Here is a 22,751-nt window from a genome sequence, read left to right as displayed (position 1 = left end):
GGCGGGAACCTCCCGCATGCGGCCGGAAGGCCCGTCCCGGAGCGGTTCCGTCCTTACTTTTCAACTTTGGACAGGTCCGTCCCGCACTTGTCGAACGCCTCGACGATATGCTTCACCAATGGGTGGCGCACGATGTCGCGCACGTCGAATTCGACGATGCCGATGCCCTCCACCTCGCGCAGAATCTCCATCGTGCGCACCAGCCCGCTGTCGCTTTTGCGCGGCAGGTCGATCTGCGTCACGTCGCCCGTGACGATGAACTTGGCGTTGCGGCCCATGCGCGTCAGGAACATCTTGATCTGCGAGAGCGTCGTGTTCTGCGCCTCGTCCAGAATGACGAAGGCGTTGTCGAGCGTGCGGCCGCGCATGTAGGCCAGCGGCGCGATCTGCACCGTGCCCTCCTCCAGATACTTCGCCAACTTGGCAGGCGGAATCATGTCGTTCAGCGCATCGTACAGCGGCTGCAGGTAGGGGTCCAGCTTCTCCTTCATGTCACCGGGCAGGAAACCCAGCTTCTCGCCCGCTTCAACTGCCGGGCGCGTGAGGATGATGCGCCGCACCTGCTTCTCCTTCAGGGCGCGCACAGCCAGCGCAATGGCCGTATAGGTCTTGCCCGATCCGGCGGGTCCCACGGCGAAGAGCAGGTCGTTCCTGTCATAAAGTTTCACCAGCCTGAGCTGGTTGACCGTGCGGGCGCGGACGATGTTGCCGTTGTTGCCGTAGACGATCACGTCCTTGTCGACCGGGGCCTCCTGCGCAGCGATGCCGCCCGCAAAGCACTGGTCGATGACCTGCGACGAGATGTGTCCGTATTTGAGATAATAGGCCACCAGCCCCTCCATGCGTTCCTCGAAACGCCGCGTCTCGGCTTCGGAACCGAGGACTTTGAGCGAAGAGCCCCGCGCGACGATCCTGAGCTGGGGGTGAAGCGATTTCATCTGATCGAGGTAGACATTCCGGGGCCCGTACAGCTCGCGGGGGTCTGCGCCCTCGATGAGTATCTCTTTTCCGACTGCGTCTGTCATAGGCTAAAAAAGGTATCCGAAGTTAAGCGCCACGTTATACGTGCGGAGTTTGTCGAGCTTGCCGCCGTCGGGAAGCACCACGTCCTTCTTGCTTTTGAACTGGCCGTTGTAGCGCAGGTCCACCAGCAGATGGCCCAGCAGCTTGACTCCCGCGCCCACCGTGTAGGACATCGTGGGACGCACGCGGCCGAAATCGAGCAGGTCGCCGCCCGACTTCTGCTTGCAGTCGTTCATCACCGTAAAGACGGGACCGGCATAGATCCGCACGGGACGCAGCAGGCGGAACGACAACAGCACCGGCACGTCGATCGAATTGGACTTGAGGTTGATCTCCTTCTGCCCTTCGGGGCGGATGCGGAGTCCCTGACGCACATAGAGTATCTGCGGTTCGACGGCGAAAGCCCCCAGATTGACCGCCGTGGTGATACCGGCCTGCCAGCCCAGTTTGTTCTTGACGTCGGTGCCCGACATGTTGGTCGTATAGTCGGGGATGTTGATGCCGCCCAATACGCCCCATTCGATCCGGGCGCGGGGCCGCTGCGCCGCGGCAGAGAGCGCGCAAACGACCAGCAAAGAGGTTACTACGATCTTACGAATCATCGTTTTCAGTTTTTATTGCTTTATTTTCAGTTTGAAGCTCGCCCAGAGCATGTAGCCCACGCACAGGGCGACGAACAGCATGCCCCAGTGCGCATCGCCGCTCCAGCGGACAATGGCCCCGCAGACGGGTCCCGAAACGGCTCCCGCCGAGATGGCCAGAATCATCAGTCCCGCCACTTCGTTGGCCTTTTCGGGCACGGCCTTGGTCGCCACGGCGTAGAACGTCGCGAAAACGCAGGCCATGGCGAATCCCGTCAGCCCCACGGCGGCGTAGACCGCCGTTTCGCCGCGCACCAGCAGCAGCACGGCGCAGAGCGCCAAAGCCCCCGCCATGTTCCAGCGCAGGTATTTCACGTCCGACACCCGCACCAGCACCCACGCCCCGACGAGCGTGCCGACGATGCGGCAGGCGTAGAAGCCCGTGGTGGTGAGTATCGAATCGGGGTTGTCGATCAGCCGCACCGAGAGGAATCCGATCCCCACGTCGCCCGCGATGAAACACGCCACGCCCAGCGTGCAGAGCAGCACCGTCGGGTTTCCCAGCAGCCGGAAGCAGTCGGCCATGCCCGCGGCGCGGTCGCTGCGCGGCGGTTCGGCTACCGAAGTCGCCTGCAGCCAGATGCCGCCCAGCACCGTAAGGCCCGCATAGATCGGCAGCAGCAGACGCCACGATCCGGTGAGCGCCACGAGTGCGGTGACGATCGGCGCCAGCAGCAGGAGCGAGGTGTTGCGGAAGATCTGGCCCACGGTGAGGTAGCTGGTCATCCGCTCGCCCGGTACGATGGTGGCCAGCAGGGGGTTGATCGCCACCTGAATCGCCGTATTGCCCACGCCCAGCAGTCCGAAGCCGGCGAAATACCACCCCAGCGCGCACCCTTCGCCCGCAACGTAGGGGACCATCAGACCGACGACCGTAAAGGCGTAGCCGATCAGCGCGGTTGCCTTGCGGCCTATGCGGTTCATCAGCGCGGCCAGCGGCGTGGAGAGCACCAGAAACCACAGGAAAACCATCGTGGGCAGGAAACTCACGGCCGCCTGCCGCGACGCGGGAAACTCCAGTGCGATACGTCCCGTGATCGGGGCCACCATATCGCAGAAACCCATTATGAAGAAGCCCATCAGCACGGGGCCGAGCACTCGTTTATCTACTTTACCGACACGCATGAGCGGCGAAATTTCAGGTATACAATTTTTCAAAGTTACATTTTTTTCCATAAAAACCGATTTCCGGACCGCGATTATTTCACAATTTTTTCTCTTTGCGGCGCCGACGCCGAATCCCGACCGACAAAAAACGTGCGAGAAACGCCGTTCCACTCTCCACGCCTTATGTCCCGCCTTTCCCCGCAAACTCTGCCCCTCGCCATTCACTCACGCAAAAAACAGCCCGCAGGATCGGCCGTTCGGACTCCGCCGCAGCAAAATGCGGCAGGGGCTTGTTTTTAACCGCAGATTTTTATATATTTGTAGGAAAGCCAAATGATCGCATGATGTTTCAATTCGCCCATATAGCACCGATAACACTGCCGCTCGAAGACCCGATCCTGAAGTTTCTGCTGATTCTGATCATCATTCTGGCGGCGCCGCTGCTCCTGAACAAGCTGAAGATCCCCTATCTTTTGGGGCTGATAATCGCCGGCGCGGTTATCGGCCCTCACGGACTCAACCTCGTGCTGCGCGACAGCAGCATCATCCTTTCGGGGACCGCCGGCCTGCTCTACATCATGTTTCTTTCGGGACTGGACATGGATACGTCCGACTTCAAAAAAAGCGGCTGGCGCAGTCTCGTCTTCGGACTCTACACCTTCTGCGTACCGCTCGCGCTCGGCATTCTGGCAGGTTATTACATTATGGGATTCCCGATCTACTCCTCGATCCTGCTTGCCGGACTCTTCGCCTCCCAGACCCTTATAGCCTATCCCATCGTCAGCAAGCTCGGCATCTCGCGCGACAAGGCCGTCACGATCGCCGTCGGCGGCACGGTCATCACCGACACGCTGGCCCTGCTGCTGCTCACGGTGATCGTCGGCATGGCCACAGGCAACGTGGATGAAAGCTTCTGGTGGAGGCTCAGCGCCTCGGTGCTGTTGTGCATCGGCATCATCCTGTTCCTCTTTCCGCTGCTGGCGCACTGGTTCTTCAAACAGTGCAGCGACAACGTATCCCAGTATATCTTCGTGCTGGCGATGGTCTTCCTCGGCGCCTACCTCGCACAGCTCGCGGGGCTGGAACCGATCATCGGCGCCTTCCTCTCCGGTCTGGCCCTCAACCGGCTCATACCCCGCACCTCGCCGCTGATGAACCGCATCGAGTTCGTGGGCAACGCCATCTTCATCCCCTTCTTCCTCATAGGCGTGGGCATGCTCATCGACTACCGGGCCTTCTTCCGCGACTGGGAGAGCATCGAAGTGGCGCTGATCATGATCGTCCTGATCACGGCCGCCAAATACATCGCCGCCTATCTCACGCAGAAGACATTCCGTCTCTCACCGGACCAGCGCACCGTGATCTTCGGACTGAGCAGCGCCCATGTCGCGGCGACGCTCGCGGCGGTGATGGTCGGCTACAACGTCATACTGGGACACACGCCCGACGGCGAGCCGATCCGCCTGTTGAGCGAAAGCGTGCTCAACGGCACGATCCTGATGATTCTGGCCACCTGCACGGTCTCGACCTTCGCCACGCAGCGGGGCGCGCACAACATCGCCATGCGCAATGCGCAGGACGACGACGAACAGCCCCAGCAGGAGGACCACATCCTCATTCCGGTCGCCAACGAGCAGACCGTGAGCGAGCTGGTAAGCCTGAGCACGACCCTCAAGAAGGCCAAATCCCGCAACGGACTCTACGCCCTGAACGCCATCGACAACAAGATCGAGGACCCCACGGTCGAAAAGCGGGGCCGCAAAATCCTCGACACGGCCGCCAAAGCCGCCGCCGCGTCGGACAACTACCTGCAGGCGCTGCTCCGCTACGACGTAAACATCGCCAACGCCATCGTCAGCGTGGTCAAGGAGCGCAGCATCACCGACATCGTGATGGGCATGCACCACGACCGCACGCCGGGCGGTTCTGGCATCGGCCGCATGGCCGCCGACGTGCTGGGACAGAGCAATGTCACCACCTATCTCTACCACCCCGCGCAACCCCTGCCGACCATCAAGCGGCATCTGGTGGTCGTACCGGAGAAGGCCGAAAAGGAGGCCGGGTTCCAGATGTGGATTCAGAAACTGCGCAACATCGCCGACAATTCGGGCGCCCGGATCGTGTTCTACGCCCCGGAAAGCACCATGCAGTACCTGCGCCCCACCCGCGGCAAACGCTCGGCCAAGGCCGAATACGTGGTCTCCAACCCGTGGGACGACCTCACGGCGCTCACTTACGAGACCAAACGCGACGACTGCCTGTGGGTCGTGATGAGCCGCCGCGAGCGGGTCTCCTACCACCCCGCCATGAGCAAGGTCCCCGCCTGCATGGAGCAATTCTTCGCCGACAACAGCTTCGTACTGGTCTACCCCGTACAGGCCGGCGACACGGAGAGCTGGTATATATAATAAGTATCCGGACGAGTATTCTCTGTCCTGCAGTTTTTACAGAGTGTGTTCCGCAAGAGTCCCGCGCATTTGGTTTTGCGCCCGACCTGCACTATCCGTGCAGCATACAGGCGGCGTACGGACAATGCTCAAATAAATTTGGCATTGCGCCCGACTTGCACTATCTTTGCCCTAAGAAAAAAGAAAAGAATATGAGCCTTGTAGCAATCGTGGGCCGTCCTAACGTCGGCAAAAGCACCCTCTTCAACCGTCTGGTGGGCCAGCGGAAGGCCATCGTCGATGCGACGGCCGGCACCACCCGCGACCGCCACTACGGCAAAACGGACTGGAACGGAAAGGAATTTTCGGTGATCGACACCGGCGGCTACACCGTCAATTCGGAGGATATTTTCGAAGACGAAATCCGCCGTCAGGTACTGCTGGCCATCGACGAGGCCGACGTGATCCTCTTTCTGGTGGAGGTTGCGACCGGCATCACCGACCTCGACCAGCTGATGGCCGATATCCTGCGCCGCACCTCGAAAAAGGTGATCCTCGTCTGCAACAAAGTGGACAACAACGACCAGATCTACTCCTCGCACGAGTTCTACGCCCTCGGTTTGGGCGATCCGTTCTGCATCAGTTCGATGAGCGGCAGCGGTACGGGCGACCTGATGGACGCCATCCTCGCGGCGCTGCCCGCGGAGACCGTCCCCGAAGAGGACGAGGACCTGCCCCATATCACCATCGTCGGCCGTCCCAACGTCGGCAAGTCGTCGATGACCAACGCGCTGCTGGGCGAGGAACGCAACATCGTGACCTCGATCGCCGGCACCACCCGCGACTCGATCCACACCCGCTACAACAAGTTCGGCATGGATTTCTACCTCGTGGACACGGCAGGCATGCGCAAGAAGGGCAAGGCGATGGAGGACCTCGAATTCTACTCGGTGATGCGCTCGATCCGCGCCATCGAGAATTCCGACGTCTGCATCCTGATGCTCGACGCCCAGCAGGGACTCGAATCGCAGGACCTCAACATCCACAACCTGATCGTCCGCAACCGCAAGGGTTGCGTGATCGTGGTCAACAAGTGGGACCTCATAGAGAAAGACAACAACACGATGAAGGAGTGGACGGAGTTCCTGAAAAAGAAACTCGCGCCGTTCAACGACATTCCGATCATCTTCACCTCGGTACTCAGCAAACAGCGCATATTCGACGTGCTCCAGACCGCGATCCGGGTCTACCAGTCGCGCAAACGCCGCATCTCGACCTCGGAACTGAACGATTTCCTGCTGCCGCTGATCGAGAACTATCCGCCCCCCGCGACCAAGGGCAAATACATCAAGATCAAGTACGTGACCCAGCTCCCGACGCCCACGCCGCAGTTCGCGTTTTTCGTCAACCTGCCGCAGTACATCAAGGAGCCGTACCGCCGGTTCCTCGAAAACAACATCCGCGACCACTGGGATTTCGCCGGGGTGCCGATGCAGATTTATTTCCGGCAGAAGTAAGACGGCCGCAATACAAGGCTACCGGACCTCTTTCGCACAGCGAAATCAGGAACCGATATCCCGCCAAGTCCCCCTTTGACAAAGGGGGACTTTTTATACTCCGGAGTACCTGTGCAGGTCCATTCCCGGCGGAAGTAACCCGGCTTCAAACGGGAAGGAAAACAGAAAGACCGGACTCCGACTGAGTCCGGTCTCTATTATCTTGAAGTGTCCGCCGGTCTAATTCGCCGCCGGCGTAGCCCCGCCCTCCTGCGGATTTCCGCCGCGGTTGCGATTGCGGTTACGGCCGCCGCGATGGCGTTTGCGGTCGCGCGTTCCGCGGTTGCCTTCGCCGCGGCCCGATGCATGGTCGTTATCCGCCGGCGCAGCCTGCGGAGTCCCGGCGCCGTTTTCGGCCGGCGCCGCAGCTGCACGCTCTCTGTCGCCGCGACGGTCGCGGTTACGGTCGCCGTCGCCCCTGCTTGAGCGTCCTCCGTCGCCTTTATCGCCGCGTCCACGGCCGCGGCCGGAACCTCCGCGTCCCGATCCCCCACGGCCGCCCCTGCCGCCGCGGCCGAAACGTCCGCGGTTTTCGTCGGGTGCGTATTTCGGGCCTTCGCCCACGCTTGCGGGCAGTTCGGCTTTGCGGATATCCCGCTCGATAAACTTCTCGATGGCGTGGAATTTCCCCTGTTCCTCCTCGCTGACGAAGGTCACGGCAGCGCCGGTCGCCGCGGCACGCGCCGTACGGCCGATGCGGTGGATATAATCTTCGGGGTCGTGCGGCACGTCGTAATTGATGACCAGTCCGATGTCCTCGATGTCAATGCCGCGCGCCACGATGTCGGTGGCCACGAGGATCGAGACCTTGTTGTTCTTGAAGTCGAGCATCACCTCCTCGCGCTGGGCCTGCTCCAGATCGGAGTGCATGGCCGCCACGTTGAGTTTCATGCGTTTGAGCGTATGGGCCAGCTCCTTGACCTTCATCTTCGACGACGAGAAGATGATCGTCTTCGACTCGGTCGGCTCGGCGAACATCTCGCGGATGATGTCCAGCTTCTGGTTCTCATAGCAGACATAGGCCGACTGGTCGATAGCCTCGTTGGGTTTCGAAATGGCGATATTCACCTCGGCGGGATTGCGCAGAATGGTCTTGGCCAGTTCGCGGATCTTCGGGGGCAGCGTCGCCGAGAACATGATCGTCTGCCGCTCCTTTGGCATGTACGAGACGATCTTCATGATGTCCTCGCTGAAACCCATGTCGAGCATGCGGTCGGCTTCGTCGAGAATCAGGCATTCGACATGCGAGAGGTCGATGCCGCTGTTCTGGATATGCGAAATCATGCGGCCGGGAGTGGCGATGACCACGTCCGACCCCATCAGCATACCCCGCTTCTGCACGTCCCAGCCCTTGCCGTCGCCGCCGCCGTAAACGACCGTGGTCGAGATGGGCAGGTAATAGGAAAAGCCCTGAAACTGCTGGTCTATCTGCTGCGCCAGTTCGCGCGTGGGCACGATGATCACCGATTTTATCACATTGTCTTCGTTGCCTTCGAGCAGCAGCCGGTTCAGCAACGGCAGCGTGTAGGCCGCCGTCTTGCCCGTTCCCGTCTGCGCGCATCCGATGATGTCGCGGCCTTCGAGAATCACCGGGATCGTGTGTTCCTGCACCGGAGTCATCTCCTGAAAATTCATATCGTAGAGTCCGTCGAGGATCTCATCCTCCAACTCAAGTTCGTCAAATCGCATTTTACGTATCTTAATTTTATCCTTCTGAAATTTCTTCTCCGAAAAGCGTCGCGGGAGTGCAGCCCGTGATGCGGACCCGCACATAGTCGCCGACGCCGTGGCCGCCGCGGTCGAAGACCACGACCTTGTTCTGCGAGGTACGGCCCGAAAGCTGGTTCTCGTCGCGCTTGGACGTTCCCTCGACCAGCACTTCGAATTCGCGCCCCACGTCGCGCAGGTTGCTCGCGCGGCTCAGTTCGTTCTGCAGGGCGATGATTTCGGCCAGCCGCGCCGACTTCACCTCTTCGGGCACGTCGTCGGGCAGGTGCTTGTGCGCGTAAGTGCCGGGGCGCTCCGAATATTTGAACATATAGGCGAACTCGTAGCCGACCTCGCGCATCAGCGAGAGCGTCGCGGCGTGCTCCTCCTCCGTCTCGCCCGAAAATCCGGCGATCAGGTCGGTCGTAACGGCGCAGTCGGGCAGGTAGCGGCGGATGGCCGCGACCCGGTCGAGGTACCATTCGCGGGTATATTTGCGGTTCATGCGCGCGAGCATCGACGAGGCACCCGACTGGGCGGGCAGATGGATCGCACGGCAGATATTGGGCATTTCGGCCATGACCTCCAGCAGGCGGTCGCTGATATCCTTGGGGTGCGACGTGGCGAAACGCACGCGCAGCAGGGGCGAAATGGAGGCCACGCGGCGCATCAGGCCGGGAAAGTCCACCTCGCCGAAGCGGTAGGAGTTGACGTTCTGCCCCAGCAGCGTCACCTCGCGGTAGCCGTTCCCGAACAGCGTCCGGACCTCCGCGAGAATGGTTTCGGGATCGCGGCTGCGTTCGCGGCCGCGGGTATAGGGCACCACGCAGTATGAGCAGAAGTTGTTGCAGCCGCGCATGATGGCGACGAAGGCGCTTACGCCGTTGCGGTCGAGCCGCACGGGAGCGATCTCGGCATAGGTCTCCTCGGTCGAGAGCAGGACATTGACGCCCTTGCCGCCCGCTTCGGCTTCGCGCACAAGCCGGGGCAGGTCGCGGTAGGCGTCAGGCCCGGCCACGACATCGACGCCGTGCGGTCCTTCGACCAGCTTCTCCTTCAGGCGCTCGGCCATACAGCCGATGACACCCACGACCAGTCCGGGGTTGGCCCGGCGGTAGCGTTTCATCTCGGCCAGACGGCCCCAGATGCGCTGTTCGGCATTGTCGCGGATCGAACAGGTGTTGATCAGGATAACGTCCGCCTCGTCGATCCGCTCGGTATATACGTACCCTTCGCGCTGCATCACGGAGACCACGATCTCGGTGTCGCCGACATTCATCTGGCAGCCGTAGGTTTCGACAAAAAGTTTGCGTCCGGCGCCCGACAGGGGGCGCAATGTATTCGTATCGAGTCTTAATTCCACGTTTTCGTTTCTGTTATTCGGCATGAATCTCGTTCTTGTCGGGGAACTGCTTGAAGCCCTCGCCGAAAGTCTCGTAGGCGTCGGTCACCACCACGAACGCCGAAGGGTCGATCTCCTTGATCTTGTGCTGCACGAGCCGCACCTCCTTGCGGCTGACCACCAAAAAGATCATGTCGCGCAGCGCGTCGGTGTACATGCCTTTCGACTTGATATAAGTGGCGCTGCGGTCAAGGTCTTCGATGATGAAGCGCTTGAGCTGCTCGTGGTGGTCGCTGATGATGAACAGCAGTTTGTCGTACGACGCGCCGTTCAGCAGATAGGCGATCACGCGCGAGGTGATGTAGATCGTGATGAGCGAATAGAGCGTCAACATCCAGCCGTTGGAAGCAGCGTCGCCCGTACCCAGTCCGAAACCGATAACGGCCAGACCCGACAGCACGACGAAACCGTCGGCGAGCAGGATGCCGGTCGAGAACTTGATGCCGGCAAACTTCTGCAGCAGCATCGCCACGATGTCCGTGCCGCCCGTAGTCGCCTGCTGGCGCACGACGACGCCCTGCCCGATACCGATGACCACGGCGCCGATGATACACGTCAGCAGCAGGTCGTTCGACAGGTCGAGCCGGCCGCCCAGCAACAACGCCGGATCGAGACTCTCGACGGCCGCGGCGTCGGGATAGACCAGCCGCGTCAGCACGTTCATGAAACCGGGCGTATAGAGCGCAGCCAGCACCGTGCGCGTACCGAACTGCCCGCCGAAAACCAGCATCGCGGTGAGCATCAGCGGCACGTCGAACATATAGCCGAACGTACCGACCTGAATCGACGGGAAAATGTTGTGGAGTACGATACCCATACCGTAGACACCTCCCGGCACGAAATTGTAGGGATTGACGAACAGCACGAAACCCGCGCCCATGATCGAACAGCCGAGAAAAATCAGGAACCACGAGCGCCACCACGCCCACGACCCCATCGGCTCCAGCAAAGCCTTTGTATTCATAAAGGTATATTTTTAGGCAAAGATAACGCAATTCTCCGAAAACCCGACGTCCCTGCGCCGGATTTTTCATCCGGAAGCTGCAAATACGATTTTTTTATTATATTTGCATTATACAAACCCCGGAAAAGTCACTATGATTCTGACATATTACACCGCCACGACCCTGATTATCATCGCCTATCTGCTGGGTTCGATTCCGAGTGCCGTGTGGATCGGCAAAAAATATTACGGCATCGACATCCGCGAACACGGCAGCAAAAACGCCGGCACGACCAACATGCTGCGCGTGCTGGGCAAGCGCGCGGCCCTGCCCGTTTTCGGACTGGACGTGCTGAAGGGATTCGTCGCCGTGACGATCATCGACCTGATGAAATACGACAGCGTTTTCGCCGACGGCGCAAACGAAACGTGGTTCTACATCCTGCGCTTCATCGCCGTATTCGCCGCCGTTCTGGGGCATATCTTCCCGATCTTCGCCGGATTCCGCGGCGGCAAGGGCGTGGCGACGCTCGTCGGCGCCATCATGGGCGTAAACGCCCCGCTGGTGCTGCTCTGCTTCGGCGTCTGGTTCCTCGTGTTGATGATTACGCACTACGTATCGCTGGCCTCGATGGTCGCAGGGTGCAGCTTCCCCATTTTCACGCTCATTTCGCCGAAAGTGAACCATCTGGTTCCGTTCGTCGTGTTCTCGTTCATCATCGCCGTGCTGCTGATCTACACGCACCGCAAAAATATCGAAAGGCTCAAGGCCGGCACGGAATCGAAAATCTACATCTGGAAACCCCGCCACGTGAAACAGCAGCCCCCCAAGCCGGAAAAGAAAGAGGAATAAAAACGGCTCAAAAAGCTCTGCGGCAGGGCTTACGGTTCAAAACATAGGCAATATAGGATAAAAAATACCGCGATTTGGCGGTAAAATCGTTTTTTTCGCCTATCTTTGCTCAGCAATTAGGACGCGACCATGTTACAGGAGAATCTGATCAAAATATACGAAACCAGTTTCCGCGACAATCGTGAAATGCCCGCCCTGACCGATTATTTCAAGGGCGAAACTTTTTCGTATTACGAGATGGCCAAGGAGGTCGCCAAGCTGCACCTCCTCTTCAAAAAGGCCGGCATCAGGCAGGGCGACAAAATCGCCCTCATAGGCCGCAACAATCCCCGCTGGTGCATCACCTACATAGCCACGATCACATACGGAGCGGTCATCGTCCCGATCCTGCAGGATTTCACCCCCGCCGACATCATCCACATCATCAACCACTCGGAGAGCCGCATGCTCTTCTTGGGCGACAACTTCTGGGACAATATCGAAGAGGAGCAGATCCGGCAGATCGAAGCCGTCTTTTCGCTGACCGACTTCCATACCATTTACGAACGCGACGGCAAGGCGCTCACCAAGTTCCAGCGCGACATCCTGAAGAATTACCGCTCGAAATATCCGCGCGGATTCAGCATAAACGACATCAAATACCCCGAAATTCCCAACGATCAGGTGATCCTGCTCAATTACACGTCGGGAACCACGGGATACTCGAAGGGCGTCATGCTCACGGTGAACAACCTGACGGGCAACGTGATTTTCGCCCAGCGGATGATCAACACCCAGACCGGCACCTTCTATTTCCGCAAAGGCGGGCGCACGCTGTCGTTCCTGCCGCTGGCGCACGCCTACGGCTGCGCGTTCGACTTCCTTTCGCCGCTGGCCGTGGGCGGACACATCACCCTGCTGGGCAAGATTCCGTCGCCCAAGATTCTGCTCGAAGCCATGGGCGTCGTAAGACCGACGGTCATCTGCTGCGTGCCGATGATTCTCGAAAAGGTCTACCGCAAGCAGGTGATGCCGATGCTCGAAAAAGGCCCCATGTCGATCGCCGTGAAGATTCCGCTGCTCAACACGGCCATCTACTCGGTGATCCGCAAAAAACTGCTGGAGGCCTTCGGCAACAACGTAGACATATTCATCGTCGGCGGCGCACCGATGAATCAGGAGACCGAAGCGTTCCTGATGAAGATCAAGTTCCCGATCACCATCGGCTACGGCATGACCGAGTGCGCGCCGCTCATCAGCTTCACGCCCGACAACGAGTTCAAGGCCGGATCGTGCGGGCGCTACCTGCACGAACAGCTCGAAGTGAAGATCGACTCGCCCGACCCGCAGCACGAAGCGGGCGAAATCATCGTCCGCGGCGAACATGTGATGAAGGGATATTACAAGAACGAAAAGGACACCGAAAAGGTCCTCGAACCCGACGGGTGGCTGCATACGGGCGACATGGCCACGATGGACCCCGACGGCACGCTCTACATCCGGGGCCGTTCGAAGACGATGATCCTCTCCGGCAGCGGACAGAACATCTACCCGGAGGAGATCGAGGACAAGCTCAACAACATGTATCTCGTGCTGGAGTCGCTCATACTGGAAACCGAAAACGGAAAGCTCAAGGCGCTGGTCGTCCCCGATTACGAGCAGGCCGAGCTGGAAGGCGTGGACAAGAACGACCTGCCGCAGATCATGCAGAACAACCTCACGGAGCTGAATACGCTGCTGGCGGCGTACGAACGCGTCTCGGAGCTGGCAATTTATCCGACCGAGTTCGAAAAAACACCAAAACGCAGTATCAAACGTTATCTATACAGTCCGTCGCTATTGACCAAATAAAACAAGTCTCAGCAGGTAACCGCATACTTTGGATTCTCTATCCCAAATTCTTCATAGTCACTGAATCCAATTCCAACAATGAGGCGTCACTAATAGTTCGGTTACCTGCTTTTTAAAATAAAACCTTCGGGGTAAATCCCGAAGGTTTTATTTTTTGCAGACATCTATCTTTGTTAACTATTTTTCAACACCTTTCGCTTCTCGACTTGGAATTCCTCTTCTGTTATTACTTTTAATTCTTTCAATTGCACTAATTTTAATATTTGATCTACAGTCGATGATCTGAACTCTGGACTTAACTCCTTTTGTTGGTAAATTTGGTGTCGAGCAACTATAATCTTCAAACGGTCCAATATGCAATTTGCATCATCAAGTACTTGATTAAATGTAATGGCAGTAATTCCGCTACTAGAAATTGTATACCCAGAATAACACACCACTAATAGACGAGGCATAGTAATATTATTCACAAGTATATTAACTCCTAGAGCATCTATTTTTGCCTTATCTTTGATTGCACCTATTCCATATTCCACTCCAAAACTTCCTATTGCACTCCCAATACCAACAGACGACAATTTAGATACAACCTTCCCTTCAACTAATAACTCGGCATCAATTATATCTTCATATCTTAAAAAAACAGGTTCTGTATTTACCCTATGATATAATAACATCTTAGCATGCTCATCAATTGCAAAAATATACTCACTATCTAACCCATATTTTATATAAGTTGGATTAAAATTTTCATATGACTTTATCGACTCACTAAAATATTGCTTATTCGCATCTTCCTTACTCTTCGTATTATTAATATTAATGATAAAAATTACGATTACAGCAAAAACGATAAATACTACATAAATCATATACCACTTTTTTTTTAGTAGATGACAAAAGTTAAAATTCTATTGTTAAACATCTAATTATTAATAGATTATATTTGCAAAAGTCCCTGAAAATTAGTAGTTTTAAAGAAAAGTTCGCTGCTTTTTCCATGAAGGCTACTGATTCCAAGGACTTGGTCAAAGTTAACCAAATCCTCCCGATTATGCAAGAGTATTTTGGAAAATCGATGAATCTGGCCTGCATAAAGCTTATGGCTTACATGCTCCATGCACTTTGTGTGGTGCAGACTGTGAGCCTTCACAAACTGGCTTCGGCAATGCCTACGTCGGTTGAGCGTGATTCCAATCTGCGCCGCATTCAGCGATTCATTGCCAACTATGCCTTGAACCTCGACCTGGTAGCAAGGATGATCTTCTCGTTGCTTCCTGTTAAGGACGGTTTGGTTCTGAGTATGGACCGCACCAACTGGAAGTTCGGAGAGTTCTACATCAATATACTCACCCTCGGCATCACCTACAAGGGTATTGCCTTTCCATTGCTGTTCAGCCTTTTGGACAAGCGCGGAAATTCCAATTGGGAAGAACGCAAGGATATCATGGAGCGGTTCTTCCGACTTTTTGGACATGACTGTACCGACTGCCTTGTGGCCGACCGCGAGTTTATCGGCAAGGAGTGGATAGGCTGGCTTAACGACAACAGAATTCGATACTATATCCGTATCCGGCAGGACGTTTGGGTTGTCAAGCCTTCCACAGGAGAAAGAATTAGAGCATGGTCGCTCTTCAATTCCCTCAAAGTCGGACAGGAGAAATTCTACAACAAGCTCTTTTTGCACAAAGGGCAGTATGTCTATCTCGCCGGAAGTCGAATCAAGAACTCTGACGGGATACCCGAACTTCAGATTCTGCTCTGTTTCAACCGACCTGAAGATGGAGTTGCGACCTATAAAAAACGCTGGGAGATTGAAACGGCATTCCGTGCCATGAAATCTTCGGGCTTCAATATCGAGGACACCCACCTGCGCGACAGAGGGCGCATCGCGCGTCTGTTTGCGATAGTCTGCATTGCTTTTGTATGGGCGTATCTAGTTGGTGAACATAAAGATATATACGTTAAACCGATAAAAATTCTGAAGCATGGACGAAGGGCTAAGTCTTTGGTCAAGTATGGTCTTGAGGAAATCTCAAACGTGCTTTTCCGACCGACATACACACCTAAATTCGATGTATTCAAAATTTTGTCATGTACTTAACACTTTTTTACAAAAATATGAAAATAATTTCTTCATCAATATTTTCATCTAAAAAATATTCTTGAAATATACCCACATATTTCTTTTTAGATTGAATTTTCATATTATCATTCAAAACTCTATCTTTACGGCATGAAAATCACCAAGAAACAGACGATCGGCGAAAACCTGCTCTATGTGATGGTCTGGTCGGCCATCATTCTGGTGCCGGTGCTCAACTCGCTGATGATGTCAGAGCTTCACGTCAGCTGGGAAAACGTATTGATCGCATGGCGCAAGATCGCGCCCTACCTCATCATATTCATCGTCCACAACAGCGTCATCGCGCCGCGGTTCATGCTCAAGCACAAGTATTGGAAGTATCTGATAACCAATCTGACGCTGATCATCGGCACGTTCTGGTTCGTGGACTTCTACGAACAGCACATCACCGACAGCCTGCTCTTCTCGGACCTCTCCGAAGACCAGTTCATCGAGCACCGCAAGGCGTCGTTCACCGATCTGGAAATGTACTGGAACGTGATTCTGGGATTTTTCATGTCGGGGGCCAATACGGGCATCAAGCTCATGTACCAGTCGATACGCGACGAACAGCAGATGGAGGAGCTCAAACAGCAGAACATGCAGGCCGAAATGGATTATCTGAAGTACCAGATCAATCCCCACTTCTTCATGAACACGCTCAACAACATCCATGCGCTGATCGACATCGACACGGAATATGCCAAAAACGCCGTGATCGAGCTTTCGAAGATGATGCGCTACGTGCTCTACGATTCGGGACGCGAAATCATCTCGCTCAACAAGGACATTCAGTTCATCCAGAATTACATCGGGCTGATGCGCATCCGCTACACCAACGACGTGGACATCCGGGTGGAGTATCCGCACGACCTGCCGACGCAGGTCTCCATTCCGCCGCTGCTGCTGATCGTCTTCGTGGAGAACGCATTCAAGCACGGCGTGAGCTACAACAACCCGTCGTTCATCCACATGCACGTCGATTACGCCGACGGCAAGGTCACCGGCACGATCAGCAACAGCCGCCACACGCAGAAAGGCGAAAGACACAGCGCCGGAATCGGACTGGACAATGTCCGCAAGCGTCTGGAACTGATCTACGGCCCCCGGAACTACACGCTCGACATAGAAGAAAACACTACGACATACACCGTAAAACTCGTAATACCGACCCTCAATGCTTAAGTGTATCGCCATTGACGACGAGCCGCTGGCTCTGCGTCAGATCGAAAGTTACATACGGAAGATTCCTTATCTGGAGCTTACCGCTTCGTGCAACAACGCACTCGAAGCCCAGCAGTTTCTCGCCGGACAGCATGCCGACCTGATCTTCGTAGATATCAACATGCCCGACCTGAGCGGCGTGGAGTTCGTCCGTTCGCTGGTCGAAAGGCCGATGGTGATCTTCACCACCGCCTACTCGGAATACGCCGTCGAAGGGTTCAAGCTCGACGCGGTGGATTACCTGCTCAAGCCGTTCAGCTTCGCCGACTTCAGCCGTTCGGCGGGCAAGGCAAACTCGCTCTACGAACTGCGCCACAACCAGCGACCGGCCGACGCATCGGAACCCGTTCCGGAGGCGCTGCCCAAAGACAAGGAGTATATCTCGGTGAAGGCGGACTACAAGGTATCGCTGGTGAAAATCAGCGACATCGTCTATCTCGAAAGCGAAGGCGAATACGTGCGCATGCATCTGGCCGACGGCTCGACGATCACCACCCTGTTCCGTCTCAAGAACATGGAGACGGCGCTACCGTCGGAGATGTTCATGCGCGTACACCGCTCCTACATCGTGAATCTGCGCTGCATCAAAGGCTACGTCCGCAGCCGCGTGTTTTTGAGCGACACGGAGTACGTGCCCATCGGGGAGAATTACAAGGAGAGCTTTCAGCGTTATATCGACGCCAATTTCAAGAATCTATAAAGCCGCGAAGTCCGGGAATCCCGCCAGTTGGACATACCGGCCGTCGCGGTACTCGCAGCAATAGTGTCTCCGGCCGTTGGTCAGAATGACGAACTGCGCCCCCAGCACCGAATTGTAACGCACGGCCTGCGAAAGGGTCCGTTCGTCGATCCGTATCTCCGGGGCCTTGCATTCGGCCAGCACCAGCGGTTCGGCGCCGTCGCCGACCACAACGACGTCGGCGCGCTGCGGCTGTCCGTTGACCGGCACGGCATACTCCTGCACGATGCGTTTAGGCAGCACCCCGCAGTGCGACACGAGGTAGGCGATCAGATGACGCCGCACCCACTCTTCAGGCGTCAGCACGAGGTAAATTCCCCGCAGGTCGTCCCACACTTCAACCTGCTCACCGCGGCGGCGGGCACGCAGCCGGATGGCAGGAAAGTTGAGTTTGGGAAGTTCTGACATCTTTAGTTCCGGAAAATTTACTATCTTTGACCTGCACAAATATACGAACATTTTCGTTAAGCGGGAGCCGAGCAGAGAAACTCGTTTCGCCGGGCGGCGAAAATGAAGGTTAAAAAAGCGAATATATGAGGAGTATTCTTTCGATCATAGCACTCTTCTCGTGCTGCACGCTGGCGGCGCAGGAGTATATTCCGACCTACGGCCGCGAGTTGCCGCGCGGCGAAGTGATCGCCTACCCCACGGCGCAGGAAGCGGCCGCAGCCTTTGCGGGCGACACCCGTTACTTCACCCGTCTGGCGGACTGGACGCAAAAAGGCAACGTTTTCTCGACCGAGTTCACCGTGCCGTTCGCATGGGCCAACCGGCAGGTATTCTTCCATTTGGGATGGGCTTCGGCCGATTACGAAGTGCGCGTGAACGGCAAAGCCGTGGCCTATGACAGCGACTGCAGCGCTCCGGCGGAATTCAACCTCACGCGCCATGCGCAGGAGGGCCGCAACACGCTGGAAATCGTCGTCAGCGCTCCGTCGCAGGTGGCGCGTCTCGAAAGCTGGAAAAGCGATCCGGCCCCGGCAATAGGTCCTGCATGGGTCATGAGCCAGCCCACGCTGCGCGTACGCGACGTACTGACCAAATCGTGGCGCAGCAGCGAGGAGAACGACAAGGTCATGGCTGAAATCGCCCTCGTCGTTAAAACCGAGTCCCTCAATCCGCGCACTTCACGCATCCACTATGAACTGCTCACTCCGGCAGGCTCCAATGCCGCCATCGGATACAAGGACGTCACACTCGACATGCGCCGCGAGGACACCGTGCGCTTTCTGGCCCGCATTCCAGACAGCATGTTGTGGAACCCCGGACGGCCGACGCAATACACGCTGCGCGTAAAAACCCAGCACGAAGGCCGCTACATGGAGTACATCGAACTGCCGCTCGGATTCCGCACCGTCGAACTGCGCAACGGGCAGCTGGCGGTAAACGGCAATCCCGTCGCACTCCGCACGCGCGAGGTTCCGCCCCAGTTCCCGGCGGAGGAGATAGCCAAGCTCCGTGAGCAGGGATTCAACACCCTCAGGCTCCTGCCGGGGCCCGTGTCGCCGGCGCTGTATGCTGTTTGCGACACGATGGGCATGTATGTGATCCCGCAGGCTCCGATCGACACCCGCAGCAGCGGCGAATCGCGTCGCATCGGGGGCAACCCGTCGAACGATCCCGCTTGGCAGAACGCCTACGTCGAACGGACCGAAGACAGCTATCACACTTCGAAGCGCCACCCGTCGGTAATCGCCTTCTCGCTGGCAACGAAATCGGCCAACGGCATCAATCTCTATGAGAGTTATCTGAATATGAAGAAGTTCAGCGAGACCCGGCCCTTCATTTATCCCGACGCTGCAGGCGAGTGGAACAGCGACGGTTTGAAACTGGAATAATCCGAAACGACCCGAAAACGCATCTGCATCAGGTCCGTCGGCGGATATGCGAAAAAAAATCCTGAAAATTTTTCAGGATTTTTTTGCAATAATAAAAATTATCACTAATTTTGCACTCGCAATCGGATAACGATTGATGCCTCTTTAGCTCAGTTGGTAGAGCACGACACTCTTAATGTTGGGGTCCAGGGTTCGAGCCCCTGAGGGGGTACAAAGCAAAAGACTGATAATCAATGATTATCGGTCTTTTTGTTTTTGTGCGTCTGCCCTATCATCAGGCATTTTCGGGCGGGAAAGAGGGTGTTTTCGGGGAAATGTTTAACACTTTGTTTAACACTAAATCGGTTGGTTAAACTTGTTTGCGCAACAATGCAAACAAATGAATATCAGCATTAACGCCGTCTTTCGCAAAGACAGACTGAACAGCCAAAACGCCGCGCCCGTTCACCTGCGTTTAACACAAAACCGAAAACTTAAACACATCAGCACGGGTGTAACACTCAACATTAATGAATGGGATTTTGAAAATCAACGTGTTATGGGCCAAACTCCCGAATTGCAGGCGTTACAACTCCGCATCGACACCAAAATCGACGAACTCCGCCGCAAAATCAAACGCTTGGAAGCATTAGAGGTAGAGGTTACTCTCGATAATCTTTTAGAAACCAACGGACGGAAAATCAACTGCACGGTCGGCGAATATTTGAAACAGACCATTGAACGGCTGGAAACACTCGGCAAATACGGCTCGGCATCCAAACACCGCTCTTTGTTATCCCGCCTTTCGCAATTTCGATCGCTGAATATCCGATTTGACGAAATAGACCTTGCATATCTTCACGATTTTGAACTGTTCCTGCGTAAAGAGGGCAACACAAACAACAGCATAGCCACCAAATACGCTATCTTTAAGGCCGCCTATAACAAGGCACTCGCCGAGGGTTTATTCGTGCCTAAAACTACCCCATTCACCAAATACAAGGTTGGGAGCCTATGGACACGGACGAGAAAGCGAGCCATCACGAAAGAAGATATACAGAAACTCGTTGCATTGGAGATAGCCCCTAATTATAGAACGGACTATGCCGAGTTTGCACGAGACATCTTTCTGTTCTCCTACTACACGGCAGGCATTAATTTTACGGATATGGCTACCCTGCGCTACTGCGATATTGTGGATGGCAGAATTTACTATTCCCGCCACAAAACGCAGAAATTGCTGTCCTTTCAACTCGTACCGAACGCCTTGCAGATTATCGAGAAATACAGCAAGGCCAACCACGCACAGGAAGATTATATCTTCCCTATTCTCGACCGCTCGGAACACAAAACAGCACAACAGATTTTCAACCGCACACACAAGGTTCTGCGGAAAGTCAATCGGGAATTAAAGACGCTGGGAGAGCAGATAGGATTGGAAATGCCATTGACTACCTATGTCGCTCGGCACACGTTCGCAACGGTTTTGAAGCGGTCGGGAGTGAATATTGCAATCATTTCCGAATCGCTGGGGCACTCCGACTTATCCACGACACAGATTTACTTGGATTCGTTTGAAAACAGCCAAATCGACGCGGCGATGCAGAATCTATTGTGAACGAAAAAGGGCACTCCGACGAATATACGGAGTGTCCTTTTTTTCAACGACAGCAGGCTGAAATTAGGCGACCGTCGTTTGTTCGGGAAGACGTTTTATATCTTCCGACAGAAATCTGTCCGCATCTTCGGGCGAGAAGCGTTTCCCGTAAAGTTGCACATCAGCCCCTAATGTGCGGGATACACCGTCTTTCAGCACCTTTTTCATCGTGGCACTACCGAGGAACACAATATGTTCCGCGACATATTCAGGCTTCAAGCCCAAGATTTTGCACTCACGGCAATACCTGCGGCTGTCAAGCAGGATATTTACCTGCTCCATGAAATCAGCCCAGAATTTGTTCGCATCCGAGTAAGCCGCATTCATGAATTTGTCGATGCAGGCCAATTTTATTTCGTTATCCTTTTTCAGTTGGACATCGAAAACGGGCCGCGCCTGCGTCATTACCCGCCACATCGGGGGCGTAGTCGAACGGCGGCGGCGCGAGGTCGAATTTGTCTGCGGCTCTTTCTGCTCGGTGGCAGGGGCAGTCAGGATGGTTGCGGCAGGAGCCGTTACTTGGTTGGTTGCAGCGACCTCGGCTGCGGGAATGATAGCATTTGCCATATCTTTTAAGTACTCCCTTACGGGAGGGGCTAAAATTATTCTGCATCCCTTGCCCAAGCGTTTGCAGGTCGTCGGGTTTATCCCTTTCGACACTACAAAGATTTGACTTTTCGCACCCCAAACACGGGGAGTGAAATAAAGGGCGTTTTTACTCTCCCTTTGCAAATTACAGATAAACAGCGGAATAAGTTGCAGGCATGCGCCCTTTGCAGGACTTAATTATTCCTTTTAACGAATCGTCGCTATACAAAAAGCTGTCGTTATAGGTAAATTCATAGAGGTAGCAGATACGCGAAATCAGCAACAGCCGATTCAATGAAACACTCTTATCGGGTTGTTTCGGGCGGTTGTCCCCCAATAAGGTGTTCAGCATATCCCGATACATCTCCACAGTCCGATAAATCCGAAACGACGTACTCGGATAGGTTTCGTCGAAATTACCCGTGTCAATCCCGTAATAGTGAATCTTCCTGCCTTTGCATTCCCGTTCATAGGTTTCCCGCAGCCAGTCCAAAATCCCACGCTTTATAACGGGCAGAACCTCGACTTTCTTTCTGTTCTTTTTAAGGGTTATTTCAATATCATCGTCCGTGAAATCCTCGCCCAACTCTTTGAACAGATTTTGCACCGCCTTATCCAAAGACGCGGGTTTCACAAGGCCGCAGTTCTTAAACGAGGTTTCGACATAATCGTAAATAAAGACCAGCGCAAACCAGAATTTCTCGACATCCAGCCCCAATCCCATAACCGTAGCGATTATATCGTCGTTAGCGAGATAATCCGACTTGGCAAAGGGCATCTTAATCTTCCCCGTACAATAGCGATATTCGAATTGCGGTGTGCGGATTCCATACGTCTGTTCATCACATCCGCAGGCAATATCGACATACTCGCGCAACTCACGGCGCATCGGGTCGAAATCCCAATGCACAATCTTATCGTTTTCATCCATCAGTAAGGATTCATACATACTCTCACGGATGGCATCGACATCCTTTTCATTCATAAAATAGCGTTTTACACCCAAATTTACGGCTTTTTACATGTACATCGCACTTATTTACCATGCAAAAACCGCTATTAGCACTTAAAACACATGTTCGAGAGGAATTTCAGAACAGCCGCACCATGTACCGAACCGCTAATAGTACTGAATTGCATGACACGAAAGGT

Annotated in this window: 19 protein-coding genes and 1 tRNA gene; 10 read left to right on the top strand and 10 right to left on the bottom strand. The window is 55.3% G+C overall.

What is annotated here, in order from left to right; translation table 11 throughout:
• Positions 1-53: 53 nt before the first annotated feature.
• Genes ALFI_RS12890 through ALFI_RS12880 form a run of 3 tightly spaced genes read right to left on the bottom strand, consistent with a single transcriptional unit; the run spans position 54 to position 2,789 of the window.
• Positions 54-1,025 (bottom strand): PhoH family protein, encoded by a 972-nt coding sequence (locus tag ALFI_RS12890; RefSeq protein ID WP_014776127.1) that lies wholly within the window; start codon positions 1,023-1,025, stop codon positions 54-56.
• Positions 1,026-1,028: 3 nt separating this feature from the next.
• Positions 1,029-1,625, bottom strand: coding sequence for a porin family protein (locus tag ALFI_RS12885; protein ID WP_009598037.1), 597 nt, complete (start codon positions 1,623-1,625; stop codon positions 1,029-1,031).
• 12 nt (positions 1,626-1,637) lie between these two features.
• On the bottom strand, positions 1,638-2,789 hold the full coding sequence (locus ALFI_RS12880) for an MFS transporter (RefSeq protein WP_014776126.1): 1,152 nt from the start codon (positions 2,787-2,789) through the stop codon (positions 1,638-1,640).
• 326 nt (positions 2,790-3,115) lie between these two features.
• Here ALFI_RS12880 and ALFI_RS12875 point away from each other — a divergent pair, with 326 nt between their 5' ends.
• Both ALFI_RS12875 and der read left to right on the top strand, forming a co-directional pair.
• Positions 3,116-5,179, top strand: coding sequence for a cation:proton antiporter (locus tag ALFI_RS12875; protein WP_042494122.1), 2,064 nt, complete (start codon positions 3,116-3,118; stop codon positions 5,177-5,179).
• A 191-nt stretch (positions 5,180-5,370) separates the two neighbouring features.
• A complete protein-coding gene (der, locus tag ALFI_RS12870; RefSeq protein WP_009598014.1) occupies positions 5,371-6,675 on the top strand; it encodes a ribosome biogenesis GTPase Der in 1,305 nt (434 codons plus the stop codon).
• A gap of 219 nt (positions 6,676-6,894) precedes the next feature.
• Here der and ALFI_RS12865 read toward each other — a convergent pair whose 3' ends face one another.
• From ALFI_RS12865 to ALFI_RS12855, 3 genes are read right to left on the bottom strand one after another with little or no spacing between them, the layout of a single operon-like run.
• A complete protein-coding gene (locus ALFI_RS12865; RefSeq protein WP_014776124.1) occupies positions 6,895-8,403 on the bottom strand; it encodes a DEAD/DEAH box helicase in 1,509 nt (502 codons plus the stop codon).
• Between the two features lie 16 nt (positions 8,404-8,419).
• Entirely contained in the window at positions 8,420-9,808 is a 1,389-nt protein-coding gene (gene miaB / locus ALFI_RS12860) for a tRNA (N6-isopentenyl adenosine(37)-C2)-methylthiotransferase MiaB (protein WP_014776123.1), read from the bottom strand.
• Entirely contained in the window at positions 9,798-10,787 is a 990-nt protein-coding gene (locus ALFI_RS12855) for a YitT family protein (RefSeq protein WP_014776122.1), read from the bottom strand. The genes miaB and ALFI_RS12855 overlap by 11 nt, the downstream gene beginning before the upstream one ends.
• Before the next feature lie 133 nt (positions 10,788-10,920).
• Here ALFI_RS12855 and plsY point away from each other — a divergent pair, with 133 nt between their 5' ends.
• On the top strand, positions 10,921-11,619 hold the full coding sequence (gene plsY, locus ALFI_RS12850; protein ID WP_009598022.1) for a glycerol-3-phosphate 1-O-acyltransferase PlsY: 699 nt from the start codon (positions 10,921-10,923) through the stop codon (positions 11,617-11,619).
• Positions 11,620-11,748: 129 nt separating this feature from the next.
• Entirely contained in the window at positions 11,749-13,449 is a 1,701-nt protein-coding gene (locus ALFI_RS12845) for an AMP-binding protein (RefSeq protein WP_014776121.1), read from the top strand.
• A 173-nt stretch (positions 13,450-13,622) separates the two neighbouring features.
• Here ALFI_RS12845 and ALFI_RS12840 read toward each other — a convergent pair whose 3' ends face one another.
• Positions 13,623-14,321, bottom strand: coding sequence for a hypothetical protein (locus tag ALFI_RS12840; protein ID WP_014776120.1), 699 nt, complete (start codon positions 14,319-14,321; stop codon positions 13,623-13,625).
• A gap of 128 nt (positions 14,322-14,449) precedes the next feature.
• Between ALFI_RS12840 and ALFI_RS12835 the strand changes: the two genes are divergently transcribed.
• From ALFI_RS12835 to ALFI_RS12825, 3 genes are all read left to right on the top strand, one after another.
• Positions 14,450-15,553, top strand: a complete 1,104-nt coding sequence (locus ALFI_RS12835) for an IS4 family transposase (protein ID WP_042493737.1) — start codon at positions 14,450-14,452, stop codon at positions 15,551-15,553.
• Positions 15,554-15,685: 132 nt separating this feature from the next.
• Positions 15,686-16,759 (top strand): sensor histidine kinase, encoded by a 1,074-nt coding sequence (locus ALFI_RS12830; protein WP_014776118.1) that lies wholly within the window; start codon positions 15,686-15,688, stop codon positions 16,757-16,759.
• Complete coding sequence (locus ALFI_RS12825) at positions 16,752-17,498, top strand: LytR/AlgR family response regulator transcription factor (RefSeq protein WP_014776117.1); 747 nt, start codon at positions 16,752-16,754, stop codon at positions 17,496-17,498. Before ALFI_RS12830 ends, ALFI_RS12825 begins: the two co-directional genes overlap by 8 nt.
• On the opposite strand, the gene ALFI_RS12820 is transcribed toward ALFI_RS12825, so the two are convergent.
• Complete coding sequence (locus ALFI_RS12820; protein WP_009598102.1) at positions 17,493-17,945, bottom strand: type I restriction enzyme HsdR N-terminal domain-containing protein; 453 nt, start codon at positions 17,943-17,945, stop codon at positions 17,493-17,495. The genes ALFI_RS12825 and ALFI_RS12820 overlap by 6 nt on opposite strands.
• A gap of 125 nt (positions 17,946-18,070) precedes the next feature.
• Between ALFI_RS12820 and ALFI_RS12815 the strand changes: the two genes are divergently transcribed.
• The 3 genes from ALFI_RS12815 (at position 18,071) to ALFI_RS12805 (ending at position 20,972) form a co-directional block, all read left to right on the top strand.
• Positions 18,071-19,375, top strand: coding sequence for a glycoside hydrolase family 2 TIM barrel-domain containing protein (locus tag ALFI_RS12815; protein WP_009598025.1), 1,305 nt, complete (start codon positions 18,071-18,073; stop codon positions 19,373-19,375).
• Between the two features lie 138 nt (positions 19,376-19,513).
• Positions 19,514-19,586 (top strand) — tRNA-Lys (locus ALFI_RS12810).
• Positions 19,587-19,754: 168 nt separating this feature from the next.
• Positions 19,755-20,972: a site-specific integrase gene (locus ALFI_RS12805; protein ID WP_014776115.1), complete on the top strand. Its 1,218-nt coding sequence runs from the start codon at positions 19,755-19,757 to the stop codon at positions 20,970-20,972.
• 63 nt (positions 20,973-21,035) lie between these two features.
• Here ALFI_RS12805 and ALFI_RS12800 read toward each other — a convergent pair whose 3' ends face one another.
• Positions 21,036-21,578 carry a hypothetical protein gene (locus tag ALFI_RS12800; protein WP_042494118.1) on the bottom strand — a complete coding sequence of 181 codons (543 nt, stop codon included), beginning with the start codon at positions 21,576-21,578 and terminating at the stop codon, positions 21,036-21,038.
• A gap of 166 nt (positions 21,579-21,744) precedes the next feature.
• Positions 21,745-22,584: a hypothetical protein gene (locus ALFI_RS12795; RefSeq protein ID WP_042493735.1), complete on the bottom strand. Its 840-nt coding sequence runs from the start codon at positions 22,582-22,584 to the stop codon at positions 21,745-21,747.
• Positions 22,585-22,751: the final 167 nt, after the last annotated feature.

It is taken from the genome of Alistipes finegoldii DSM 17242 (assembly GCF_000265365.1).
GTDB classification, from domain to species: Bacteria; Bacteroidota; Bacteroidia; order Bacteroidales; family Rikenellaceae; genus Alistipes; species Alistipes finegoldii.
Note: the sequence above shows the minus strand (reverse complement) of the source record. Positions and strands in the feature narration are given on the sequence as shown.

Bases quoted from the DNA above. Each gene is read 5' to 3' on its own strand.
- ALFI_RS12890 (WP_014776127.1), bottom strand. From the start codon at position 1,025: ATGACAGACGCAGTCGGAAAAGAGATACTCATCGAGGGCGCAGACCCC.
- ALFI_RS12885 (WP_009598037.1), bottom strand. From the start codon at position 1,625: ATGATTCGTAAGATCGTAGTAACCTCTTTGCTGGTCGTTTGCGCGCTC.
- ALFI_RS12880 (WP_014776126.1), bottom strand. From the start codon at position 2,789: ATGCGTGTCGGTAAAGTAGATAAACGAGTGCTCGGCCCCGTGCTGATG.
- ALFI_RS12875 (WP_042494122.1), top strand. From the start codon at position 3,116: ATGTTTCAATTCGCCCATATAGCACCGATAACACTGCCGCTCGAAGAC.
- der (WP_009598014.1), top strand. From the start codon at position 5,371: ATGAGCCTTGTAGCAATCGTGGGCCGTCCTAACGTCGGCAAAAGCACC.
- ALFI_RS12865 (WP_014776124.1), bottom strand. From the start codon at position 8,403: ATGCGATTTGACGAACTTGAGTTGGAGGATGAGATCCTCGACGGACTC.
- miaB (WP_014776123.1), bottom strand. From the start codon at position 9,808: ATGCCGAATAACAGAAACGAAAACGTGGAATTAAGACTCGATACGAAT.
- ALFI_RS12855 (WP_014776122.1), bottom strand. From the start codon at position 10,787: ATGAATACAAAGGCTTTGCTGGAGCCGATGGGGTCGTGGGCGTGGTGG.
- plsY (WP_009598022.1), top strand. From the start codon at position 10,921: ATGATTCTGACATATTACACCGCCACGACCCTGATTATCATCGCCTAT.
- ALFI_RS12845 (WP_014776121.1), top strand. From the start codon at position 11,749: ATGTTACAGGAGAATCTGATCAAAATATACGAAACCAGTTTCCGCGAC.
- ALFI_RS12840 (WP_014776120.1), bottom strand. From the start codon at position 14,321: ATGATTTATGTAGTATTTATCGTTTTTGCTGTAATCGTAATTTTTATC.
- ALFI_RS12835 (WP_042493737.1), top strand. From the start codon at position 14,450: ATGAAGGCTACTGATTCCAAGGACTTGGTCAAAGTTAACCAAATCCTC.
- ALFI_RS12830 (WP_014776118.1), top strand. From the start codon at position 15,686: ATGAAAATCACCAAGAAACAGACGATCGGCGAAAACCTGCTCTATGTG.
- ALFI_RS12825 (WP_014776117.1), top strand. From the start codon at position 16,752: ATGCTTAAGTGTATCGCCATTGACGACGAGCCGCTGGCTCTGCGTCAG.
- ALFI_RS12820 (WP_009598102.1), bottom strand. From the start codon at position 17,945: ATGTCAGAACTTCCCAAACTCAACTTTCCTGCCATCCGGCTGCGTGCC.
- ALFI_RS12815 (WP_009598025.1), top strand. From the start codon at position 18,071: ATGAGGAGTATTCTTTCGATCATAGCACTCTTCTCGTGCTGCACGCTG.
- ALFI_RS12805 (WP_014776115.1), top strand. From the start codon at position 19,755: ATGAATATCAGCATTAACGCCGTCTTTCGCAAAGACAGACTGAACAGC.
- ALFI_RS12800 (WP_042494118.1), bottom strand. From the start codon at position 21,578: ATGGCAAATGCTATCATTCCCGCAGCCGAGGTCGCTGCAACCAACCAA.
- ALFI_RS12795 (WP_042493735.1), bottom strand. From the start codon at position 22,584: ATGAATGAAAAGGATGTCGATGCCATCCGTGAGAGTATGTATGAATCC.